17 protein-coding genes are annotated in these 20547 nt (G+C 70.4%); 2 read left to right on the forward strand and 15 right to left on the reverse strand.

Features of this window, described 5'->3' with window-relative positions; all coding sequences use genetic code 11:
* Nucleotides 1-39: 39 nt before the first annotated feature.
* The 14 genes from ASF21_RS13570 to dinB form a co-directional block, all read right to left on the reverse strand.
* Nucleotides 40-870, reverse strand: a complete 831-nt coding sequence (locus tag ASF21_RS13570; protein ID WP_082471561.1) for a cell division protein FtsQ/DivIB — start codon at nucleotides 868-870, stop codon at nucleotides 40-42.
* Nucleotides 867-2231 (reverse strand): UDP-N-acetylmuramate--L-alanine ligase, encoded by a 1365-nt coding sequence (gene murC / locus ASF21_RS13575; RefSeq protein ID WP_157365923.1) that lies wholly within the window; start codon nucleotides 2229-2231, stop codon nucleotides 867-869. The genes ASF21_RS13570 and murC overlap by 4 nt, the downstream gene beginning before the upstream one ends.
* A 266-nt stretch (nucleotides 2232-2497) precedes the next feature.
* Nucleotides 2498-3619, reverse strand: coding sequence for an undecaprenyldiphospho-muramoylpentapeptide beta-N-acetylglucosaminyltransferase (murG, locus tag ASF21_RS13580; protein ID WP_055772272.1), 1122 nt, complete (start codon nucleotides 3617-3619; stop codon nucleotides 2498-2500).
* Nucleotides 3616-5091, reverse strand: coding sequence for a putative lipid II flippase FtsW (ftsW, locus tag ASF21_RS13585; protein WP_082471563.1), 1476 nt, complete (start codon nucleotides 5089-5091; stop codon nucleotides 3616-3618). Before ftsW ends, murG begins: the two co-directional genes overlap by 4 nt.
* Nucleotides 5092-6666 carry a UDP-N-acetylmuramoyl-L-alanine--D-glutamate ligase gene (gene murD, locus ASF21_RS13590; protein WP_055772276.1) on the reverse strand — a complete coding sequence of 525 codons (1575 nt, stop codon included), beginning with the start codon at nucleotides 6664-6666 and terminating at the stop codon, nucleotides 5092-5094.
* Entirely contained in the window at nucleotides 6663-7763 is a 1101-nt protein-coding gene (gene mraY / locus ASF21_RS13595; RefSeq protein WP_055772278.1) for a phospho-N-acetylmuramoyl-pentapeptide-transferase, read from the reverse strand. Before mraY ends, murD begins: the two co-directional genes overlap by 4 nt.
* Nucleotides 7760-9295: a UDP-N-acetylmuramoyl-tripeptide--D-alanyl-D-alanine ligase gene (locus ASF21_RS13600; RefSeq protein WP_082471565.1), complete on the reverse strand. Its 1536-nt coding sequence runs from the start codon at nucleotides 9293-9295 to the stop codon at nucleotides 7760-7762. Before ASF21_RS13600 ends, mraY begins: the two co-directional genes overlap by 4 nt.
* 6 nt (nucleotides 9296-9301) lie before the next feature.
* The gene (locus tag ASF21_RS13605; protein ID WP_055772282.1) at nucleotides 9302-10888 is read right to left on the reverse strand and encodes a UDP-N-acetylmuramoyl-L-alanyl-D-glutamate--2,6-diaminopimelate ligase; all 1587 of its coding nucleotides are present in this window, start codon (nucleotides 10886-10888) and stop codon (nucleotides 9302-9304) included.
* A 57-nt stretch (nucleotides 10889-10945) separates the two neighbouring features.
* Nucleotides 10946-12748 (reverse strand): peptidoglycan D,D-transpeptidase FtsI family protein, encoded by a 1803-nt coding sequence (locus ASF21_RS13610; RefSeq protein ID WP_235498979.1) that lies wholly within the window; start codon nucleotides 12746-12748, stop codon nucleotides 10946-10948.
* 66 nt (nucleotides 12749-12814) lie between these two features.
* Nucleotides 12815-13501 carry a hypothetical protein gene (locus ASF21_RS13615; RefSeq protein WP_055772285.1) on the reverse strand — a complete coding sequence of 229 codons (687 nt, stop codon included), beginning with the start codon at nucleotides 13499-13501 and terminating at the stop codon, nucleotides 12815-12817.
* On the reverse strand, nucleotides 13498-14499 hold the full coding sequence (rsmH, locus tag ASF21_RS13620; protein ID WP_055772288.1) for a 16S rRNA (cytosine(1402)-N(4))-methyltransferase RsmH: 1002 nt from the start codon (nucleotides 14497-14499) through the stop codon (nucleotides 13498-13500). The genes ASF21_RS13615 and rsmH overlap by 4 nt, the downstream gene beginning before the upstream one ends.
* Nucleotides 14500-14743: 244 nt before the next feature.
* Nucleotides 14744-15175: a division/cell wall cluster transcriptional repressor MraZ gene (gene mraZ / locus ASF21_RS13625; RefSeq protein WP_055772290.1), complete on the reverse strand. Its 432-nt coding sequence runs from the start codon at nucleotides 15173-15175 to the stop codon at nucleotides 14744-14746.
* A 403-nt stretch (nucleotides 15176-15578) separates the two neighbouring features.
* On the reverse strand, nucleotides 15579-15956 hold the full coding sequence (locus ASF21_RS13630; protein WP_055772293.1) for a DUF3040 domain-containing protein: 378 nt from the start codon (nucleotides 15954-15956) through the stop codon (nucleotides 15579-15581).
* Nucleotides 15957-16186: 230 nt separating this feature from the next.
* Nucleotides 16187-17656, reverse strand: a complete 1470-nt coding sequence (dinB, locus tag ASF21_RS13635; protein ID WP_321166901.1) for a DNA polymerase IV — start codon at nucleotides 17654-17656, stop codon at nucleotides 16187-16189.
* Between the two features lie 131 nt (nucleotides 17657-17787).
* Between dinB and ASF21_RS13640 the strand changes: the two genes are divergently transcribed.
* Nucleotides 17788-18912: a polyprenyl synthetase family protein gene (locus ASF21_RS13640; RefSeq protein WP_055772295.1), complete on the forward strand. Its 1125-nt coding sequence runs from the start codon at nucleotides 17788-17790 to the stop codon at nucleotides 18910-18912.
* A 40-nt stretch (nucleotides 18913-18952) separates the two neighbouring features.
* Here the strand turns inward: ASF21_RS13640 and ASF21_RS13645 are convergent, their stop codons facing one another.
* Nucleotides 18953-19306, reverse strand: a complete 354-nt coding sequence (locus tag ASF21_RS13645) for an Rv2175c family DNA-binding protein (protein WP_055772391.1) — start codon at nucleotides 19304-19306, stop codon at nucleotides 18953-18955.
* A gap of 306 nt (nucleotides 19307-19612) precedes the next feature.
* Between ASF21_RS13645 and ASF21_RS13650 the strand changes: the two genes are divergently transcribed.
* A complete protein-coding gene (locus tag ASF21_RS13650; protein WP_055772297.1) occupies nucleotides 19613-20545 on the forward strand; it encodes a muramidase family protein in 933 nt (310 codons plus the stop codon).
* Nucleotides 20546-20547 lie beyond the last annotated feature (2 nt).

Consider the following 20547-nt stretch of genomic DNA (forward strand, 5'->3'; position numbering starts at 1 on the left):
AGCCGTCCGTGCAGTCCGCTCCCGGACTCACCGGACCCCTCAGCGGGTGACCGGCCGGTCCGGGGTGCTCACGTCGAACTCCTTCACGGGCGGATCGCTCGCAGGCATCGCCAGCATGGCCTCCAGCACCTCGGCCTTCTCCGCGCTGCGTTCGGAGCTGCCCCAGAAGATGCGCTGGTCCCCCGTCAGGGAGAGCCTGATGGAGTCGACGCTGGCCGCGGAGGCGCTGTTCAGTCGCGAGAGCACCGACACCGGGAGCTCGGCGAGGACTGCGGTGATCGAGGAGAACACCTCGGAGTTGACGGCGTTCGTCCCGCCGTCGATCAGCGGGAGCTTCACCTGGGCACGATCGGCCACGCGTGCGAGCTGGCGGCCCTCGGCGTCGATGAGTACCACGTCCGCGCCGTTCTGCAGGACCGCGACGGGGATCCGCTCCTGCACCGTCACGACCAGGGTGGACGGCGGCTCGGCCGCGATCCTGACGTCCTCGATCGGCGCCTTGTCCTCGAGCATCCCCCTCACCCGGTCGGGTGAGATCTGCGTCAGCGAGGTCCCCGAGAGCGGGGCGAGCGCGGCGTGGATCTCCTCCGTCGACACCAGCGTGTTGCCCTCCACCACGACGGTCCTGAGCGCGAGGGCCGGCGAGAACACGACGTAGGCGACGACCCCGCCGAGGACGAGGGCGGCCGCCGTGACCGCCAGGATGACGTTGCGCAGCCGGTGCGAGCGGCGCGGGGCGGGGAAGTCGAGCACCTTCCCCACCGGAAGCGCGCCGTCGGGCTTCTCGAGCAGGGACACTTTCCCCCGGCCGGACGGACTGCCACCGGAGGGCGTGGTGACCCTCGCCACCGTGGGCCTGCGCGGCTTCATCCGGACACCCCACCGGTTCCCGCCGCAGCAGCACGGTCCCGCAGCAGGCTGACGAGCCGCACGCCGTACTGGGTCACGTCCCCCGCCCCGATGGTGAGCACGAGGTCGCCCTCCGCCGCCCGGCCTACGACGGTCCGGAGCGCCTCCTCCGGATCCGCGACGTAGGCGGCCTCCGCCCCGGTCATGCGCTCCGTGATGGTCCAGCCGCCGACGTCGTCCACCGGGTCCTCGCGCGCGGCGTAGACGGGCAGGACCGTCGTCGTGTCGGCCAGCGAGAGGGCGTCGGCGAAACCGGCGGCGAACTCGCGGGTCCGGGAGAAGAGGTGCGGCTGGAACAGGACGTGCACGCGCCGCTCCCCCGCGACGGTGCGGGCCGCGGTGAGGGCCGCGTGCACCTCCGTGGGGTGGTGCGCATAGTCGTCGAACACCCGGACGCCGTCGCCCTCGCCACGGGCCTCGAAGCGGCGGGCGGCACCGGAGAAGAGGGACAGCCCGGCAGCGGCGACAGCCGGGTCGACGCCCAGCTCCAGGGCCACCGTGAAGGCCGCCGCGGCGTTGAGGATGTTGTGCCGGCCCGGCACGCCGAGCTGGAGCTCCTGCTGCGCGTCGAGGCCGTCCACGGCGAAGGAGAGGATGCTGTTCGTCGTGCTGCCGAGCGCCCTCGTGTCGCTGATCCTGATGTCCGCCGTCCCGGCGTAGCCGTAGGTTCGCACGCGTCGCGTGGTCGGGACGGCTGCGGCCAGCGCTGCCGACCCCGGGTCGTCGGCGCAGGCGACGAGCAGTCCGTCCTCGGACACCCTCCCCGCGAACCGGCGGAACGCCTCGTGGACCGCCTCAGCCGTGCCGTAGTGGTCGAGATGGTCGGCCTCGGCGTTGGTCACGACCGCGACACTCGGGTCGTAGTTCAGGAACGAGCCGTCCGACTCGTCGGCTTCCGCCACGAAGACGTCCCCGCCGGCCCACTCGGCGTTCACGCCCAGGGCCGCGACGTCGCCCCCGATGGCGAAGGAGGGTGCAAGCCCGGCCTGCCGGAGGAGCACCGTGATCATGGCCGTCGTCGTCGTCTTGCCGTGCGTTCCGGCCACCGCCACGACACGCCGGCCGGTCATCGCCGCGGCGAGTGCCTCGGAACGGTGGATGACGGGAAGTCCCCGCCGGCGCGCCTCCTGGAGTTCCGGGTTGCTCGCGCGGATCGCCGAGGACACCACCACGGTCCCCCGGTCCGGAACCGCCGCCGCCTCGTGGCCCGCGTGGACGACGGCGCCGAGCGCGGCGAGGGCGCGCAGGCCCTTCGACTCGGCGGCATCCGAACCGGACACGCGAACCCCCTGGCCGAGGAGCACGCGGGCGACGGCGGACATGCCGGCGCCCCCGATCCCGATGAAGTGCACGGGCTCCTGCAGTCCCCCGGCGTGCCGGGGAGCGGCCACGGCCGGCGAGGGGTCGCCGCCCTGTCCTGCGCCCCCGGGCGATGTCGCCGTCGGTGCCGTCGGTCCCGTCGGTCCCGTCGATGCCGTGGTCTCGTCCGTGCTGATGCCGGATCCTTCCGAGGTGCCGCCCGCGGGCGGAATGCTGTCAGGGCTGCCGTGCCGTCCCGCCGTCGCTCCCGGCCGGTGCGGATCGGGCGTCATCGTCCGTCCTCCGCTGCGGCGAGGACGAGTCCGGCCATCCGCCGGTCACCGTCGCGGACACCCTGGGCGCGGGAGGCGGCCGACATCGCGGCGAGCCGCGCGGGATCCGCCAGGAGCGGGAGGGCCTCCCGCCGGATCCAGTCCGGGCCGAGGTCGGCATCCTCGACGAGCAGGGCCCCGCCGGCCGCGACCAGCCCCGCCGCATTGAGCCGCTGCTCGCCGTTGCCGTGCGGAAGGGGCACCAGGACGGCCGGCACGCCGACAGCGCTGACCTCGCTGACCGTCGCGGCCCCGGCACGCGCGACGAGGAGGTCCGCGGCCGCGTACACGCGCTCCATCCCGTCGACGAACTCGACCTGGTGGTAGCCCTCGAGCGTCATCGGCGCACCGTCGTCGCCGAGGACCGCCTTGCCGCGGCCCGTGATGTGGAGGACCTGCACGCCGGCCGCGACGAGGTCCGGGACAGCCCCGGCGACCGCACGGTTGACGCTTGCGGCTCCCGAGGAACCGCCGGTGACGATGAGGGTGGGCCGGTCCGGATCGAGACCGAGCGAGGCGCGGGCGGTCCCCCGTTCCGCTGTGCGGTCCAGGTCGGCGATGCTGCGCCGCATCGGCATGCCGACCAGCACGGCGTCGGTCAGCCCCGTCCCCTCGAAGGCGACAGCGACCGTGGCAGCGATCCGGGCGCCCACCCGGTTGGCGATACCGGGCCGGGCATTCGCCTCGTGGATGACCACGGGGACGCGCCGCGACCAGGCGGCGAGGTAGACGGGCGTGGACACGTATCCGCCCACCCCGACGACGACGTCGGCCCCGGCCTCCGCGACGATGGCGCGCGCCTGCCGCACGGCCCGCAGCAGGCGGGCCGGCAGCTTGACCAGGTCGATGGACGGACGCCGCGGCAAGGGGACGCGGTCGATGGTCCGGAGCGTGTAGCCGGCCGCCGGGACGAGCCGCGTCTCCATGCCGGCCTCGGTCCCCACGGCGGTGATGCGGGTGCCCGGCCGCTGGTCGACGATCGCGCCGGCGATGGCCAGCAGGGGGCTGATGTGCCCGGCGGTGCCACCGCCGGCGAGGACCACGGACAGCGTGCGCCCGGGCGTGGAGGGGTGTGTCATGAAGGTGTGTGGCTTCTTCCGGCGGTGGATACGGCGGGACTGCTGCCCGCCGGGACGGGGTTCGGTGGATGCGGGGTCTTGCGGGCGAAGGACAGCAGCACCCCGACGGCGGCGAGCGTGAAGGTGAGCGCCGAACCGCCGTAGGAGATGAAGGGCAGCGGCACGCCGATGACGGGCAGCAGGCCGGTGACCATGCCGATGTTGACGAAGGCCTGCCCGATCAGCCACACGAGGATCGACCCCATGAGGATCCGCACGAACGGGTCGGTGTAGCGCAGCGCCACGCGGATGGTGGCGACGGCGAGGATCCCGAAGAGCAGGATGATGACGAGCGTCCCCAGCAGCCCGAACTCCTCGCCGATGATGGCGAAGATGAAGTCGTTGTGGGCCTCCGGGATCCAGTTCCACTTCTGCCGGCTCTGCCCGATCCCCACGCCGAACCAGCCGCCCGAGGCCATGGCGAAGAGCCCGTTGTCCGACTGGAGGCACAGGTCGGCGCCGTCGTCGCAGTTCAGCCGCAGCCACGCGCTGATGCGCCCGCCACGGTTGGAACTGGTGGCGACCATCAGCAGGGATCCGGCGAGGGCGGCGAGACCGGCGAAGGTGAAGAGCTTCAGCGGAGCACCGGCGAAGAACAGGGCGGCTCCGGCGATCATCATGAGGACGAGGCCGGTGCCGAGGTCACCACCGATCAGGACGAGTCCGATCGGCAGTCCACCGAACGGGATGGCCGGGATCATCGCGTGCTTCCAGTCCCGGATGAGGGCCTTCTTGCGCTCGAGGACGGCGGCGAACCAGAGCGCGAGGGCCAGCTTGGTCGGCTCGGACGGCTGGAAGGTCTGGCTGCCGATCTGGATCCAGTTCTTGTTGCCGTTGATCTCGACGCCGATGACGAGCACCAGCACGAGCAGCACGACGGCGATGGCGAGGCTCGGCCAGGCCAGCGCCTTGTAGGCGCGGGGACCGAGCCGGGACAGCACGAGCATCAGGACGAGTCCGGCGCTCGCCCAGACCGCCTGCTTGAGGAAGAGGTCGAACGAATCCTTGCCGTCGGAGATCGCCTCGACCGATGACGCCGAGAGCACCATGAGCAGGCCGATGGCGGTCAGCGCGAGGGCCGAGCCGAGGATCAGGTAGTAGCTCGAGCCGGAGGGCGCCCGGTCGGAGCCCTCGAGGAATCGCCAGCCGCGACGGAGCCGCGCGCGGATCCCGCGGCCCTGGTCCGCCTCGGTGGCGTTCTCCGGGGTCGCCGCCGCGGCCCTCCCGAGGGAGGCTCCTGCCTTCGCGCGGGCACCCGTCCCGGATCTGCTGCCGGATGACGCTCCGCCCCGCGTGCCGCGCTGACCGGCCGGTGCGCTACCGGATGCGGCGCCCGTCGGAGCGTTCGACGTGCCCGGTCGTCCCGAGTCCGTGGGCCGGGCCGCCCGGGCGGAGGGCTTGCGTCCGCCTCCACGGGTTGGCGTGGTCACCATCTACGACTCCTTCGCGGTTGTCCCCTGATCGCCACGTGCACGGACGGCCGCCATGAAGGCGGCCCCCCGGTGCGCGTAGGAGGAGAACTGGTCCATCGATGCGGCGGCCGGCGCAAGGAGCACCGTGTCACCGTCACGGGCCATCCCCGCTGCTTCGGAGACGACCCACTGCATGAGGGCGTCGCCGGTGACCGGATCGCTCGATCCGCCGTCGTGCCCGTGTCCAGTGTGAAGGCTCGGATGGAGGGACACCGGAACATCGGGTGCGTGTCGGGCGAGGGCAGCCTGCAGGGGCGCCGGATCCTGTCCCACGAGGACGACGGCGCGCAGCCGCCGCGCATGCCGGGTCACGAGATCGTCGTAGGAGACGCCCTTGGACAGCCCGCCCGCGATCCACACGACCGACTGGAAGGACGCCAGTGAGGCGGAGGCGGCGTGCGGATTGGTCGCCTTCGAATCATTGATCCAGAGCACGCCGCCCTCGTTGGCGACGACCTGGATGCGGTGCTCCCCGGGCTGGTACGCCCGGATGCCGTCGCGGACCGCGGCGGCCGGCAGTCCGGCGGCGCGGACCAGGGCGGCCGCGGCGAGTGCGTTGGCGACGAAGTGGCGCGGGACCACCTCCCCCAGCTCCGACACGGACGCCAGCTCGGCTGCGGAGTCCTTGCGCTGCTCGATGAAGGCGCGGTCGACGAGGAGGTCCTCGACGACGCCCATCATGCTGATGGAGGGCGTGCCGGTTGTGAAGCCCACGGCGCGGCATCCTTCGACGACGTCGGCCTCCTCGACCATCGCCTCCGTCTCCCGCTGCTCCGCGTTGTACACGCAGGCGACACGCGTGCGCTCGTAGACGGAGGCCTTGGCAGCGAGGTAGGCCTCGTAGCTGCCGTGCCAGTCCACGTGGTCCTCGGCGATGTTGAGGCAGACGCTCGCGAGCGGCGAGATCGAGTGGGCCCAGTGGAGCTGGAAGCTGGAGAGCTCGACGGCGAGGACGTCGAAGCCCTGCGGGTCACGGATGACGTCGAGGATCGGCGTGCCCACGTTGCCGGCCGCGACCGCCCGCTTCCCGCCGGCGAGGAGCATGGCCTCGGTCAGGCCGACCGTCGTCGTCTTGCCGTTGGTCCCGGTGATCGTCAGCCAGTCCGCCGTCGGCCGTCCCTCCCGGATCCGGACACGCCAGGCGAGTTCGACGTCCCCCCAGACAGGGATGCCCGCGGCAGCGGCCCCGGCGAGGAGGGGCTGCGTGGGCCGCCATCCGGGCGAGGTCACCACGAGCTCGGCCTGCTCGCCGTCGACGAGGGGGAGCGCCTCCGCGTGCTCGGCGCCGAGGAGCACCTCGCGCGCTCCGACGATGCGCAGGATGTCGGCCTTCGCCTCGTTGCCGGCGGTCGCACCGGCATCCACGACGACGACGGCCGCGCCGAGCTCGATCAGGGTGTCCGCCGCCGAGAAGCCGGATGCCCCGATCCCGGCGACGACGACGCGCAGGCCCGCCCAGTCGGCGTCCCAGGTGGTCAGGTCCCTGACGCGATCGGTCTCCAGCACGCGCCCGGTGGTTCCCTCGGCCCCGCTCATCCCACGACCCATTCCGCGTAGAAGATCCCGAGTGCCACGGCCACGAAGAGTCCGGCCAGGATCCAGAAGCGGACCACGACGGTGACCTCGGCCCAGCCCTTGAGTTCGAAGTGGTGCTGCAGGGGTGCCATCTTGAAGACCCGCTTGCCACCGGAGAGCTTGAAGTAACCCACCTGGATGATGACCGACAGGGTGATCATCACGAAGAGACCGGCCAGGATCACCAGGAGCAGCTCGGTCCGCGAGAGGATGGCGAACCCGGCGATCGCACCGCCGATGGCCAGTGACCCGGTGTCCCCCATGAAGATCTTCGCAGGCGAGGTGTTCCACCACAGGAACCCGACGAGCGCACCGCACATGGCGCCGGCGATCAGGGCGAGGTCCAGGGGGTCCCGGACCTCGTAGCAGACGCTTCCCGCCCCGGGCGAACCGCAGCTCTGGTTGCTCTGCCAGATCCCGATCAGCATGTAGGCACCGAAGACGAGGATCGATGCCCCTGCGGCCAGGCCGTCGAGGCCGTCCGCCAGGTTAACGCCGTTGCTGGCACCCGTGATGATGAGGTTGGACCAGATGACGAAGAGGATCGCCCCCACGACCGTCCCCGCGAAGGCCAGGTCGATCGGCAGGTCGCGGATGAAGGAGATCGCGGTGGACGCCGGCGTGCGGCCCTGCTCGTTGGGGAACCCGAGGGCCAGGACGCCGAAGACGATGCCGACCGCCGACTGGCCGATGATCTTCGCCGGGGCACTGAGGCCCAGGCTGCGCTGCTTCGAGATCTTGATGTAGTCGTCGGCGAATCCGACGAGCCCCATGCCTGCGGCGAGGAACAGCAGCAGCAGGCCCGAGGCGCTCGGGCCGCCGACGGGCGACCCGGTCGCCATCATGATCAGGTGCGTCAGGAAATAGGCCAGCAGGACGGAGCCGACGATCACCGCGCCACCCATGGTCGGGGTGCCGCGCTTGGTGTGGTGCGCCGTCGGACCGTCGTCGCGGATGAACTGGCCGTAGCCCTTCCGCACCAGGAGCCTGATGAAGAGGGGGGTGCCGACGAAGGCGAAGAACAGCGCGGAGGCCGAGCCGATGAGGAGTGCGATCACTGCTGGTCGGCCTTTCCGAAGGGGTTTGCGTCGGCGGTCGCCCCGGCGGCGTCGCGCTCGTCGGTGGCCGCCGGACCGGCCGAGACCGAGGCGTCGGCCACGGCGTGCGCGATCCGGTCGCCGAGGAACCGGAGGCCTGCGCCGTTGGAGGACTTGAAGAGGACGATGTCGCGGGGCTCGAGTTCCGCCGCCAGCATGCGCTCGGCCGCGTCGGCGTCGTCCACATGGACGGCCTCGCTCCCCCACGAGCCTTCGAGCACCGCCCCGTTGAAGAGGGCCCTGGTGTTCGGTCCCACGCAGATGAGCTTCGAGATGTTCAGCCGGACGACCACCCGCCCGAGGAGGTCGTGCTCCTCGACGGAGCGGTCCCCCAGTTCGAGCATCTCGCCGAGGACGGCCCAGGTGCGCCTGCGCCCGCCGCCGAGTTCGGCGAGGGTGCGGAGGGCGGCGCGCATGGACTCCGGATTCGCGTTGTAGGCGTCGTTGATCACGGTGACGCCGTCGGTGCGCTCCGTGCGCTCCATACGCCAGCGGCTGGCGGCCGCCTGCGTCCGGAGGCTCGAGGCGATGGCCTCGGGCGCACACCCGACGGCGAACGCGACCGCCGCCGCGGCCAGGAGGTTGGTCGTGTGGTGCAGGCCGAGCAGCGGGGACACGACGTCGTGCTCGCTCCCGTCGGGGAACTGCAGCGTGAAGGAGGGGTTGCCCTCCGGAGTCGTGGTGCTGTTCCTCGCACGGACCACCGTGCTACCGTCCGACGCGAAGTCGTCGGAGGAGGTGAAGAAGGCGCGCCGGGCAGGCGTCCGGGTCTGCATCGCGAGGACGCGCTCGTCGTCCGCGTTGATGATGGCGGTGCCCTGGGCGGTGAGCGCCTCGAAGAGCTCGCCCTTGGCCTTCGCGATGTTCTCAACGCCGCCGAACTCGCCCGCGTGGGCCGACCCGACGCCGAGGACCACGCCGATGTCCGGCTGCACGAGGGACGCGAGGTAGGCGATGTGGCCCGGCTTCGTGGCACCCATCTCGATCACGAGGAAACGCGTGTCCAGGTCCGCCTCGAAGACGGTGAGGGGAACACCCACTTCCCCGTTGTAGGAGCCGCGGGGCGCCACGGTGGGGCCCATGGTCGCGAGGATCCCCGCGAGCAGGTCCTTGGTGGTCGTCTTCCCGGCGGAACCCGTGATCCCGATGACGGTGATGTCCCCGGCCGCACGAAGGCGCCGCACCGACTCGGCGGTGAGGGCTCCCATGGCCAGGACGGCGTCGGGGACGACGACGGCGGGGAACGGTGCGCCGTCGGCCGCCGCGACCTCCCGCTCGGCGAGGGTCAGCAAGGCGCCGCGCTCGAAGGCTGCTCCGACGAACAGGTGGCCGTCGGACTCCTCCCCGGGCTTGGCCACGAAGAGCGAACCGGGCGTGCACTCGCGGGAATCGGTGGCGGCGGAGGTGACGGTGATGGCAGGCCCGTGCTGGTCGATACCGACCAGGACCCCGCCCGTGAGTGCCGCGATCTCGGCTGCGCTGAATTCAATCATGACGGTTCAGGACTCTATCCCGGCGGCGGAAAGCCCAGAGAATCCGTGCCTTGTCAACGCGGAACGCAGCTCGACGCGGTCGTCGAGGGACAGGTTGATGCCCTTCACTTCCTGCCACACCTCGTGGCCGCGGCCGGCGATGATCACGGTGTCCCCCGCCGTGGCCAGGGCGACGGCGCGGTCGATGGCGTCGGCACGGGGGAAGACCTCGAGGACCTCGCAGTCGAGACCCTCCTCCGCGACGGCTGCGTCCGCGCCGGACCGGACGGCGCGGCGGATGACGGCCTCGTCCTCGTCGTGCGGATCGTCGTCCGTGATGATGAGGACGTCCGAGAGTCGCGCGCCCACGGCGCCCATGACGGGCCGCTTCGATTCGTCGCGCTGTCCCGTGGCGCCGAAGACCGCGATGACCCGGCCCCCGGGGCGGCGCACCGAGGCGAGCGTCCGCTCGAGCGCGTCGGGATTGTGCGCGAAGTCCACGATCGACGCCGGCTCCTCGGCGATGAGCTGCATGCGGCCGGGTACCTCGGTGGTGAAGGGGTCGTGGGCATCGAGTGCGTGCTGCAGGTCGTGCTCGGACACCCCGGACGCCAGCACCATGACGGCCGCGAGGGCCGCGTTGGAGATGTTGAAGGACCCGGGGAGCCCGCTGCGGACGCGCAGGCGGCGCCCGTCACGCGACTTCAGGTCGAAGGCGTGGCCGAGGCCGCTCCGTTCGACGTCGGTGACCGTCCAGTCGGCGTCCGCCGCCGGCCCGGACCCGTCGCCGCCGTCCGTACACACGGTGAGGAGGGGCACGTCAGCGGTCCTCGCGAGGCGCCGGCCCCACGCGTCGTCGACGAGGACGACCGCCGTCCGGCACCGCTCCGCCGTGAAGAGGGCGGCCTTGACGGCGAAGTACTCCTCCATCGTGCCGTGCAGGTCCAGATGGTCCTGCGTCAGGTTGGTGAACCCGGCGACGTCGAAGAGGACGCCGTCCACACGCCCGTACTCCAGGGCGTGCGAGGAGACCTCCATCGAGGCCGCATCGATGCCGCGCTCCCGCATGAGGGCGAGCAGCGAGTGCACCTGCGGGGACTCGGGCGTGGTGAGCGCGCTCGGGATGGCGTCGCCGCCGGCCCGGATCTCGATCGTGCCGATCAGTCCGGTCGAACGGCCGAGTGCCTCCAGGAGGGCGTTGACGAAGTAGGTGGTGGTGGTCTTCCCGTTCGTCCCCGTGACGCCGTACAGCGTCGGCGCGCCGCCGTCGTCCGCGGCACCGCCTCCGAAGATCACGCGCGAAAGCGGTCCGATGACGCGCCGGGGGTCGGGGACGACGAGGACGGGCACGGCGACGCCGTCGCCCAGCAGCTCCCGGCCGACGTCGTCCGTCAGGACCGCGACGGCACCCGCCAGCACTGCCTGGTCGGCGAAACCGGCGCCGTGGCGGGCGGCGCCGGGCAAGGCGGCGTAGACGTCGCCGGGCAGGACGGCGCGGGAATCGAGGGTGAGGCCCGAGACGGTGGGCAGGTGCCCGGTCCCGGGACTGACCGGCAGGCCGGCTGCAGCGAGGGCCGCTGCCAGGCCGATCGGCCGCGGCTCATGCGGACGCATCAGGGAAGCGGCGCGTCCCTGCGGAGTGGTGGAATGCACGGTGCTGTGGCCTCCGGGTCAGTATTCGACCGGGTAGATGTCCGGCTTCGTCGTCGAGGCCGGGACGTTGTCGGAATTGAGGGCCTGCTGCATGACCTTCTGGAAGGACTCCCCTGGGATCAGGTAGTACAGGTCACCCTGGGGTCGCTGGAGCGTGATGACGACGACGTACTTCGGGTCCTCGATCGGGGCGATCCCGGCGTAGGACAGAGTGTAGCCGTCGTACCCGCCGGTGGCTCCCGGCGCCTCCGCCGTGCCGGTCTTGGCGCCCACGCGGTACTGCTCGAGCTCGCCGGACTTCCCGGACCCCTCCTCGGTGACGGTCTCGAGCATCTTCCGCATCTCTGCGGCCGTCTTCTCCGAGACCACCTCGGTCCCCTCGGCCTGCGGCACCACGTGCTCCGTGCCGTCCGGGTCGATGTAGGCGTCGATCAGGCGGGGCTTCAGCCGGACGCCGTCGTTGGCGATCGTCTGGTAGACCATCGCGGTGTGCAGCGCGGTCTGCGTGAGCCCCTGCCCGAAGAGCACCGTGTACTGCTGGCGATCGTCCCAGTTGTCCGGCGTGCTGAGAAGCCCCTGGTTCTCCTCGTTCAGGCCGGTGCCGAGCGGTTCGCCGATCCCGAACTTCTTCAGCCAGTCGTACCGCTCCTGCTTGGTCAGCTTCTCGCCGATCTGCACGGTCCCCGTGTTCATCGACTTCGCGAGGATGCCGGCGGCCGTGCGCTTCTCGGTGCCGTGCTCCCAGGCGTCCTTGAACGTCTGGTCCCCCACCGTGTACCGGTTGTCGAGGGTGAACTTCGACGTCGGCTCGATCAGCCCTTCCTCGAGCGCGCCGGCGAGCGTGATGACCTTCGTCGTCGACCCCGGTTCGAAGGAGGCGCTGACCGAGTTCGGCCTCCGCTGCTCGGCAGGGGTGGCCGTCGGATCGTTCGGATCGGGCGTGGTGGATTCCGCCATGGCACGGATGGCGCCGGTGCCGGTCTCGACGACCACGATGTTGCCCCACTCGGCGTCGTAGTCCTTGACCTGGGACGCGATGGTCTGCTGCGCGAACCACTGGAGATCCTGGTCGATCGTGAGGCGGACACTCTGTCCGTCCACCGCGGGCACGTCCTCATTGGTCGCGTAGGGGATACGGATACCGTCCCCGCCGATCTCGAAGGTCCTCTTCCCCGCCGTGCCCGTGAGTTGGTCGTTCAGCGAGTACTCGAGACCTTCCTGCGGGGTGCCGTCGTCGGACACGAAGCCGATGACCGATCCGGCGACCGATCCTGCCGGATAGGTACGGACGCTCGTCTTGTCGGCGTAGACGCCGGGGATGCCGATCTCGAGCGCCTGGTTCTTCACCTCCGGCGTGACGGACTTCGCGACGTAGTTGAAGGTCTTGTCCCCCAGGACCGAACCCCGGAGTGTCTCCACATCGATCCCGAGGACCGCCGAGAGCTCCTCGAGCCCCTGCTCGATCGGTACGTCGACCCGGATGGTGCTGTCCGGGTCGTCGGGATCCTGGACCGTCCGGTCGAATCCGTCGACGGCGCTGAGGCCCTGGTCCACGACGATGTCGTAACGCTCGACACTCCGGGCGAAGTACTTGCCGTTCATGTCGACGATGGAGCCGCGGACGGGGGCGACAGTGGTGTTCGTCAGGCGCTTGGACAGGCCCACCTGGGCCATCCCGCCGAGATCGAGCCCCTGCAACTGGAAGAGCCGTACTCCGAGCATCATGAGGAGGACGAGGACGAAGGCAAGCCCCACGCGGAGCCGGGTCGAGCCGAGGACCAGTCGGAGGCTGTCAGGGCTGCCGGTGCGTGCAGGGGTCACGGAGGAATCCTTGTCGATCAGTGCAGGCGGTTCGTGCGGAGCGGGTGACGGCGGAGGACCCGCGTGTCAGCGGTCGGACGCGGCCTGCTCCGGACCGGGGATGGTCCCCGAGGCCGTGCTGCCGGCCGCGGAGTCCGCGGCCGCATCCGCCGCCTCGTCCGCTGCACCGGCGCCCGCGGGTGCCGGATCGGCCGCTACCGGCGCCTCGACAACTACGGGAGCGGGCTGCTCGGTGACGAGGTCCGGGGCGGCGATCAGGACCTCGGGCTTCGGGCCTTCCTTCGCAGGTTCCGGAGTCCCCGTCACCTTCTTCGAATCTAGCTCAATGGTCCCGAACGTCGGGGAGGACACCATGCCGAGTTTCGTCGCGGCGGCGGCGAGGTTCTGCGGCGCCTCCTTGTTCTCGATCTCGAGGACGAGCGCCTCGTTCTGCTGGCTGAGTGCCACCTGCTGGCTGCGCAGCTGCACGAGCTCGTACTGCGTCCCCGACACGGAGATGTTGAGCATGAGGACTGCGGCCAGGGCTCCGGCGAGGACGAGGAGACTGAAGACGGCGAACGGCACGCGACGGCGGGAGGGCCTCGCCGGTACCACGGAGAGCGGCGTCCGCACTTTCTGCGTGGCCTCCGGCCGCGCACTCGCCGGCGCTCCGTCGGAGAGACCGGCCGGCCGGCGCGGCGCGACGGCGAGTGCTCCGTTGCCGGCGAAGGCCGCGGCGCTGTGCCGCTTCTCAACAGTCAGGGTCTGGCTCATCCGTTGGTCCTGTCGACGGGTCCGGCTTTGATTCGTTCTACAGCGCGCAGTTTGGCCGAGGCCGCCCTGGGATTCTCCTCGATCTCCGCCGGCGTGGGCGCTTCCGTGCCACGCGTCAGGGACCGGAGGTAGGCCTTGTGTTCCTCGAGCTCGACCGGGAACCCGAGGGGCGCGGAGGACTTCGTGCCGGCCGCGAAGGAGCTCTTCACGATCCTGTCCTCGAGGGAGTGGTACGACATCGCGACCACCCGACCCCCCGTGTGGATCGAGGCGATGGCGGCCGGTACGGCGCGCTCGAGGACGGACAGCTCCTCGTTGACCTCGATGCGCAGGGCCTGGAACGTCCGCTTGGCAGGATGTCCCCCGGTCCGTGCCGCCGAGGCCGGGACGACCCCACGGATGACCTCGACGAGCTCCGCCGTGGTGCCGAACGCACGTGCGGTGCGGGCCTGGACGATCGCCGTCGCGATGCGACCCGCGAACTTCTCCTCGCCCCAGGTCCGGATGATACGCAGCAGATCCGCCTCGGCGTAGGTGTTGACGACCTCCGCGGCGGTGATGCCCGTGGTCGTGTCCATGCGCATGTCGAGGGGGGCGTCGTAGGAGTAGGCGAAGCCGCGGTCACGCTCGTCGAGCTGCAGGGAGGAGACGCCGAGATCGAACAGGACGCCGTCCACCCCCCCGATCCCGAGGTCCTCGAGCACCTCGGGCAGATCGTCGTAGACGGCGTGGACCAGGTCGGTGCGGTCGGAGAAGCGCGTCAGGCGTTCCCCGGCGAGGCCCAGCGCCTCAGTGTCGCGGTCGATCCCGACGAGATGCGCGGAGGGGAAGCGCTCGAGCATGCTCTCGGAATGGCCGCCCATGCCGAGGGTCGCATCGACGACCACCGGCCGGCGTCCGGCTGTTGCTGCTGCCTCGACCGCGGGAGCAAGGAGGGAGACGCAGCGGTCCCGGAGGACGGGGACGTGTCGCTCGCCCGTCGGCCGGTTCTCCCCCATGCGCGCTCTCCCTCCTGCAGTTCGTCGTTCGTGATGTCGGTGTCCCTGCAGGCGTGGGGCGATGGTCCATCTCTGGGATCAGACCCCCATCCGGCCGGACGGTCTCCGCCTGGCTTCGGGGAAGTGAAGCCAGGAGTCGTACCTGGTCCGGCGGCTGGAGATCTCATCCAAGAGGTGAATCCGTTCGCGTCGGGTGCTGCTGGTACTGCTGGTACTGCTGGTACTGCCTGTCCTGCGCCGTGGATCAGATGATTCCCGGGAAAGCGTCCTCGTCCGTCTCGGAGAAGGCGGTCTCCTTCTCCGTCAGGTACGAGTCCCAGGCATCCGCCGCCCAGATCTCGGCGCGGCTTCCTGCTCCGATGACCGCGAGGTCACGGTCGAGCCCTGCATACGTCCGCAGGGCCGGTGGGATGGTGATCCTGCCCTGCTTGTCGGGCACCTCGTCCGAGGCTCCCGACAGGAAGATACGGTTGTAGTCCCTCGCCTGGCGTGACGAGATGGGTGCGGCCCGCATCTGCTCGTGAACCCTCTCGAACTCACTCGCACTGAACACATAGATGCACCGTTCCTGGCCCCGGGTCAGGACCAGCCCCTCGCTCAGTTCGTCGCGGAACTTCGCCGGGAGGATGAGCCTGCCCTTCTCGTCCAGACGGGGGGTATGAGTTCCGAGGAACATCCCTGACCGCCTGTTCTGAGTCCGCCAAGCCCAGCTCGATGCTGCCTTGCTCTTATGTTCCCCACTTTACTCCACAACTCTCCACCGTCAATGCATCCGGGGCGCGGCGCGCCCGGGATTGCTCCGCCGACGACGTCCGTCCGCCCCGCGATCACGCGACCGGGTGCTATCTGCCTCGCTAGGGAGCGAAGTGGAGGGGGCGATGGAGGGGGCGGCCGGTATGAGGCGGTCGGCATGGGGCACCGACCCGGTGCAGAGCAGTGCATGCGGCAGTGGAGCGCCTGGGGATGACCGGTTAACGAGCGAGGACCCGCCGTAGCGGGTCCTCGTCAGTTCGTGGCTGCCCGGTCACGCCGGTGCAGTGAGGCTGTATCGGGGTCACCATCGGTGGCCCGGCAGGGAATCAGCTCTGGTCGCGCTTCCGCTCGTCCCACTTGTCTTCGAGACTCGTCATGAACCCGCTCTTCCCGCCGGTCGGAGCCTTCGTCGGCCTACCCGCGGGCTGGCCCTGGTCCAGCTGCTTCGACTTGGTCGTCGCGAAGTAGACGCCGCCCCCCATGACGAGGAAGCCGGCCACTCCGATGAGGATGTTCTGGTTGACGATGCCCGCGAGCAGGACCAGGATGCCCGCGATCGTGATGAGCGCACCGATGACCAGACGCCTGGTCGACATCGACTTGCGGGTGTCCGACGCCATCGAGTGCGCGAACTTGGGATCGTCGGCGTGCAACTGCTGTTCAAGCTGATCAAGCAACCTCTGCTCGTGTTCCGAGAGTGCCATGACCGCCTCCTTGATATGGGTACCAACGTTCCTCCACCCACCCAACGTCCCGAACGCTCACCAGGTTCCCGGTGGAGGGGTCGATGACCACGGGCTCCGGAGGCTGCAAAAGCGTGCTGAACGGCAGCTGGACTACCTGCTTCAAGACTAGTTTGCTACGTGGTGCCCGCAAAGTCACAATGCGGAATCCGAGGGGGGTTCCATGAAGGCATACTGACCCCGTATACCGCTCAGGCACGCGGATCGCGATGGGTCCGCGGGGCTCCCCGGGAGGACCCGCCAGCACCCGGCCCCTGGTCGTGTCCGGCCCGCCTGCCGGACTCCGCCTCCGGCACTGCGCCGCTCCGGCCCAGCGCGCTTCCACCAGTCCGCCCAGCGGCGCGTCCGCCAGCACCTCCGCCAGCACCTCCGCCAGCACCCACACCCGCCGCGGTACCTGCACCAGCGTCACCTGCGGCGGGCGGCGGCCCGCCCGCCCGTCCCCTACGGGGCTCGTCCGCACGTCGGGAAGCGAGCAGCCCGGCCGGGACGACGCCGGCGTCACCGAATCTCCTGTTCACGTCGTCGAGCACCCGCTCGGCGAGGCGCCAGTTGTCGTCGCGCCGGTCGATCGTCAGCTGCGTGGAGCCGTCTCCGCCACTCTCGAGCGATTCGGCACGCAGGCCGATGAGCCGCACGGCCATGGGCCGATCACCGAGGGCGGCGAGCAGGGCCGTCGCCGCCGTATACAGCGCGTTGGCACTGTCGACCGGTTCATCGAACTTCTTCGACCGCGTCAGGGTGGAGAAGTCGGCGTACCTCAGTTTGAGCGCCACCCCACCGGCCCGATTGCCCGAGGCGCGGAGCCGGGTCGCCGTGCGGTGCGCCAGCCGCAGCAGTTCCCGCCGTAGGACGTCGGAGTCGTCGATGTCCCTGGAGAACGTCTCCTCCGCTCCGATGCTCTTTTCGGGCCGGGCCACGACGACGCGCCGCGGGTCCCTCCCCCAGGCGAGGTTGTGCACGTGCTCGCCGGAGCTTCCGAGCAGGCGCCGCAGGGTGGTGACCGGCGTGTGCGCCACGTCCTCCACCGTGCGGATGCCGATGCGGCCCAGGACTTCCTGTGTCTTCGCGCCGACCCCCCAGAGCGCGGAGACGGGAAGCGTGTGCAGGTACGCGACGGTCCGGTCACCCGGGATCAGCAGGAGGCCATCCGGCTTCGCCCTCGTGGAGGCGATCTTGGCCACGAACTTCGTCGTCGCGGCACCGACGCTCGCGGTGATACCGAGGGTGGAACTGATCTCCTCGCGCACCTGCTCACCGATCTCGCGCGGACCGCCCAGCCGGCGCATGGACCCGGCCACGTCGAGGAATGCCTCGTCGACGCTGAGCTGCTCCACGTGCGGCGTCACCGACCGGAAGATCCGCATGACCTGTCCGGAGATCTCCGAGTACCGACGATGATGCGGCGGGAGGATCACCGCAGTGGGGCACTGGCGCATGGCGACCGACATCGGCATCGCCGAGCGCACCCCGAAAGCGCGGGCCTCGTAGGACGCGGACAGGACGACGGACCGGCCGGACGGTGATCCCACGACTACCGGTACGCCGTGGAGATGAGGGTGGTCCAGCAGCTCGACGGAGACGAAGAAGGCATCCATGTCGATGTGCAGGATGCGGCACTCCGCATGCTCGATCGGCGTCCGACCCTCATCCCTGACCACGCCCACATCGTACGCAGTGCCACCGACAGCCGGGCCCGGCGGATCCGACGGCCCGTCCGTACCGCCGGGCCGGGGCAGAGCCGCCCGATAGAGTGTGAGGACCTGACCCAGTCGAACCGCCCGGGAGATCCATGCTGTCCGCACCTGCCACCCCTGATCCGGGCGGCCCCGCTCCTGACGTCATCACGGCGGAGCAGGACCTGTTCCGGTCCGCGCTCACCAGGACCATCGACGAGTTCCTGGCTGACCAGGCGGACGTCCTGACGGCCATCTCCGAGGAATCACTGCCCCTCATCTCGAGCATCGCGACACTCACCCGGGGCGGTAAGCGGATGCGCGCCCTGCTCTGCTACTGGGGATGGCGCGCGGCGGGAGGCGCGCCCGGAGCTGCGGCTCCGGTGACGGCCGGGACGGCACTGGAGTTCTTCCAGGCCGCTGCTCTGATCCATGACGACATCATCGATCGCTCGGATACCCGGCGCGGAGGGCCGAGCGTGCACCGGCAGTTCTCCGCGCGCCACACGGAGGCGGGCTGGCATCTCGACCCCGAGCGCTTCGGCGTGTCCGCAGCCATCCTGGCCGGGGACCTGTGCCTCGCGTTCAGCGAGGAGCTCTTCACGGCGTCCTGCTCCGCCGAGGCGGGTGAGGCTGCCCGCACCATCTTCAACCGCATGCGCACCGAGGTCATGGCCGGCCAGTACCTGGACCTGCTCGAGGAGGCGGTGGGGCCCGACCAGACGCCCGAGCAGGCCGAACTCCGTGCCCTCAACATCCTGCGCTTCAAGTCGGCGAAGTACTCGATGGAACGGCCCCTCATGCTCGGCGGAGCACTGGCCGGAGCCGATGAGGCGCTGCTCTCGGACTTCTCTGCCTTTGCGCTCCCCCTGGGCGAGGCCTTCCAGCTCCGGGACGACGTCCTCGGTGTGTTCGGGGATCCGGGAGTGACCGGTAAGCCGGCGGGCGACGATCTGCGCGAGGGGAAGCGCACCTTCCTGATCGCGCGCACTCTCGGCGAGAGCGGCAGCGACGTCCGGGCGAGGATCAACGCGATGCTCGGCGACACGGAGCTCGACGACGACGCGGTGCACACGCTCCGCGGGCTGATCGTGGCGAGCGGTGCGCTGGCCCAGACCGAGACCCTGATCGAGGAGCGATCAGCCGAGGCCTTCCGGGCCCTCGCCCAGCTCGATGTCGATACGACGTCGCTCGAGGCCCTGCGCCTCCTCGCCGAAGCCGCCGTCACTCGCACTGCCTGACGCGCGGCCGGGTGCGTGACCCACCCGGCGGTGGATCGGCCTACCAGGCAGCAGCCTGCGCCCGACGGCGGATCTCCGTCTTCCGTCCCTCGCGCAGCGCATCGATCGGCCGACCCGGAAGCGACTCGTCCTCCGTGTAGAGCCATCGGATGATGTCCTCGTCCCCGTAGCCGGAGTCCGCCAGGACGACGACGGTGCCCTTGAGGCTGTCGAGGATCGCCCCGTCCACGAGGAATTCCGCGGGCACGCTGCGGATGTTTCGCTCACCGATACGGACGCTGACCAGCGCCCGCTCACTGATGAGCGAATGCACGCGGGTGATGGGGAGGTCGAGCGCCTGCGCCACCTCGGGGAGATTCAGCCAGGCCGGGACGAGCTGTTGAAGTTCATTCACCGTCCAAGGGTGCCATGCCGACGCATTCCGGCTCCACTCGGACGACCTGCGGCACAGGGCGCCGGCTGGTCCGCAGGGACGCGACACGATGCGGATCTCCTGCGACACGCCGGACAGCAGCTTCACGGAATCTTCATGCCTCTTGTGCTACGGCCCTCATCGTGTAAGTTCACATGGGTCACAGAAGTAACAGTAACCACAGGTGACACATCAGCATCACCAGCACTGCGCGCGCCCGATCAGGAAGAATCACCACGGGCGCGTGCGTCCGCGCGGACTCAGCCGCCAACAGACGAGGAACGAAACATGACTGCCCAGCGATCGAACGCACCGCTGAACGGCACCCGCAGGAAGGCCACCGGCGCCAGCGCGCGCGGCCTGAATGTCGCCGTGACCACCGCCGCCCTCCCCGCGGTGATTCTCTCTTCGGTCGCCCTCGCCCAACCGGCGACGGCGGCTCCTGCCCAGGTCGCGCCTGCCATGCGTCACCTCGGCACCCCTGCGGTCTCCCTGCCCTCGCGCACGCTCGTGCCCGCCGCACTGGTGGCGGTACAGGTACCCGCGCAGAGGATCGCGATCGCCGCCCAGCCCGTTCCCGCCGAATACACCGTCAAGCCGGGCGACACCATCGGAGCGATCGCCAAGCGTCACGGGCTGTCCACGGACAGCCTCCTCACCCTGAACCGGATGAACGCGCGGACCATCATCTACCCGGGCCAGAAGATCACGCTCGGCGGTAAGGCCGGGGCGGAGAAGCCCGCACCCTCCGCTCCCGCTGCCCCGGCGGTGAAGACCACCGGTTCGACCTACGTGGTGAAGCCCGGCGATACCCTCGGCGCCATCGCCTCGCGTGCCGGGGTCAGCCTCCAGAGCCTCCTCACGGACAACAAGCTCTCGATGACCTCGATCATCTACCCGGGCCAGAAACTGACGATCGGCGGGAAGGGGGCAGCACCTGCTCCCGCGCCGGGTAAGCCCGCACCTGCTCCCGCGCCGTCTCCGGCCCCCGCGCCGCAGGCCGGGTCCTACACCGTGAAGGGCGGGGACACACTCGGCGCCATCGCCTCCCGACACGGTGTCTCCCTGCAGGCCCTGCTGGCCGCCAACAAGATGAGCATGACCACGATCATCTACCCGGGCCAGAAACTCACGATCCCGGGCAAGGGCGCAGCACCGGCTCCCGCGCCCGCTCCGGCACCCTCCGACCTCGTGCCCCACGCCTCACCGGTCCCCGGATAGCG

Source organism: Arthrobacter sp. Leaf234 (assembly GCF_001422665.1).
GTDB lineage: Bacteria > Actinomycetota > Actinomycetes > Actinomycetales > Micrococcaceae > Arthrobacter_D.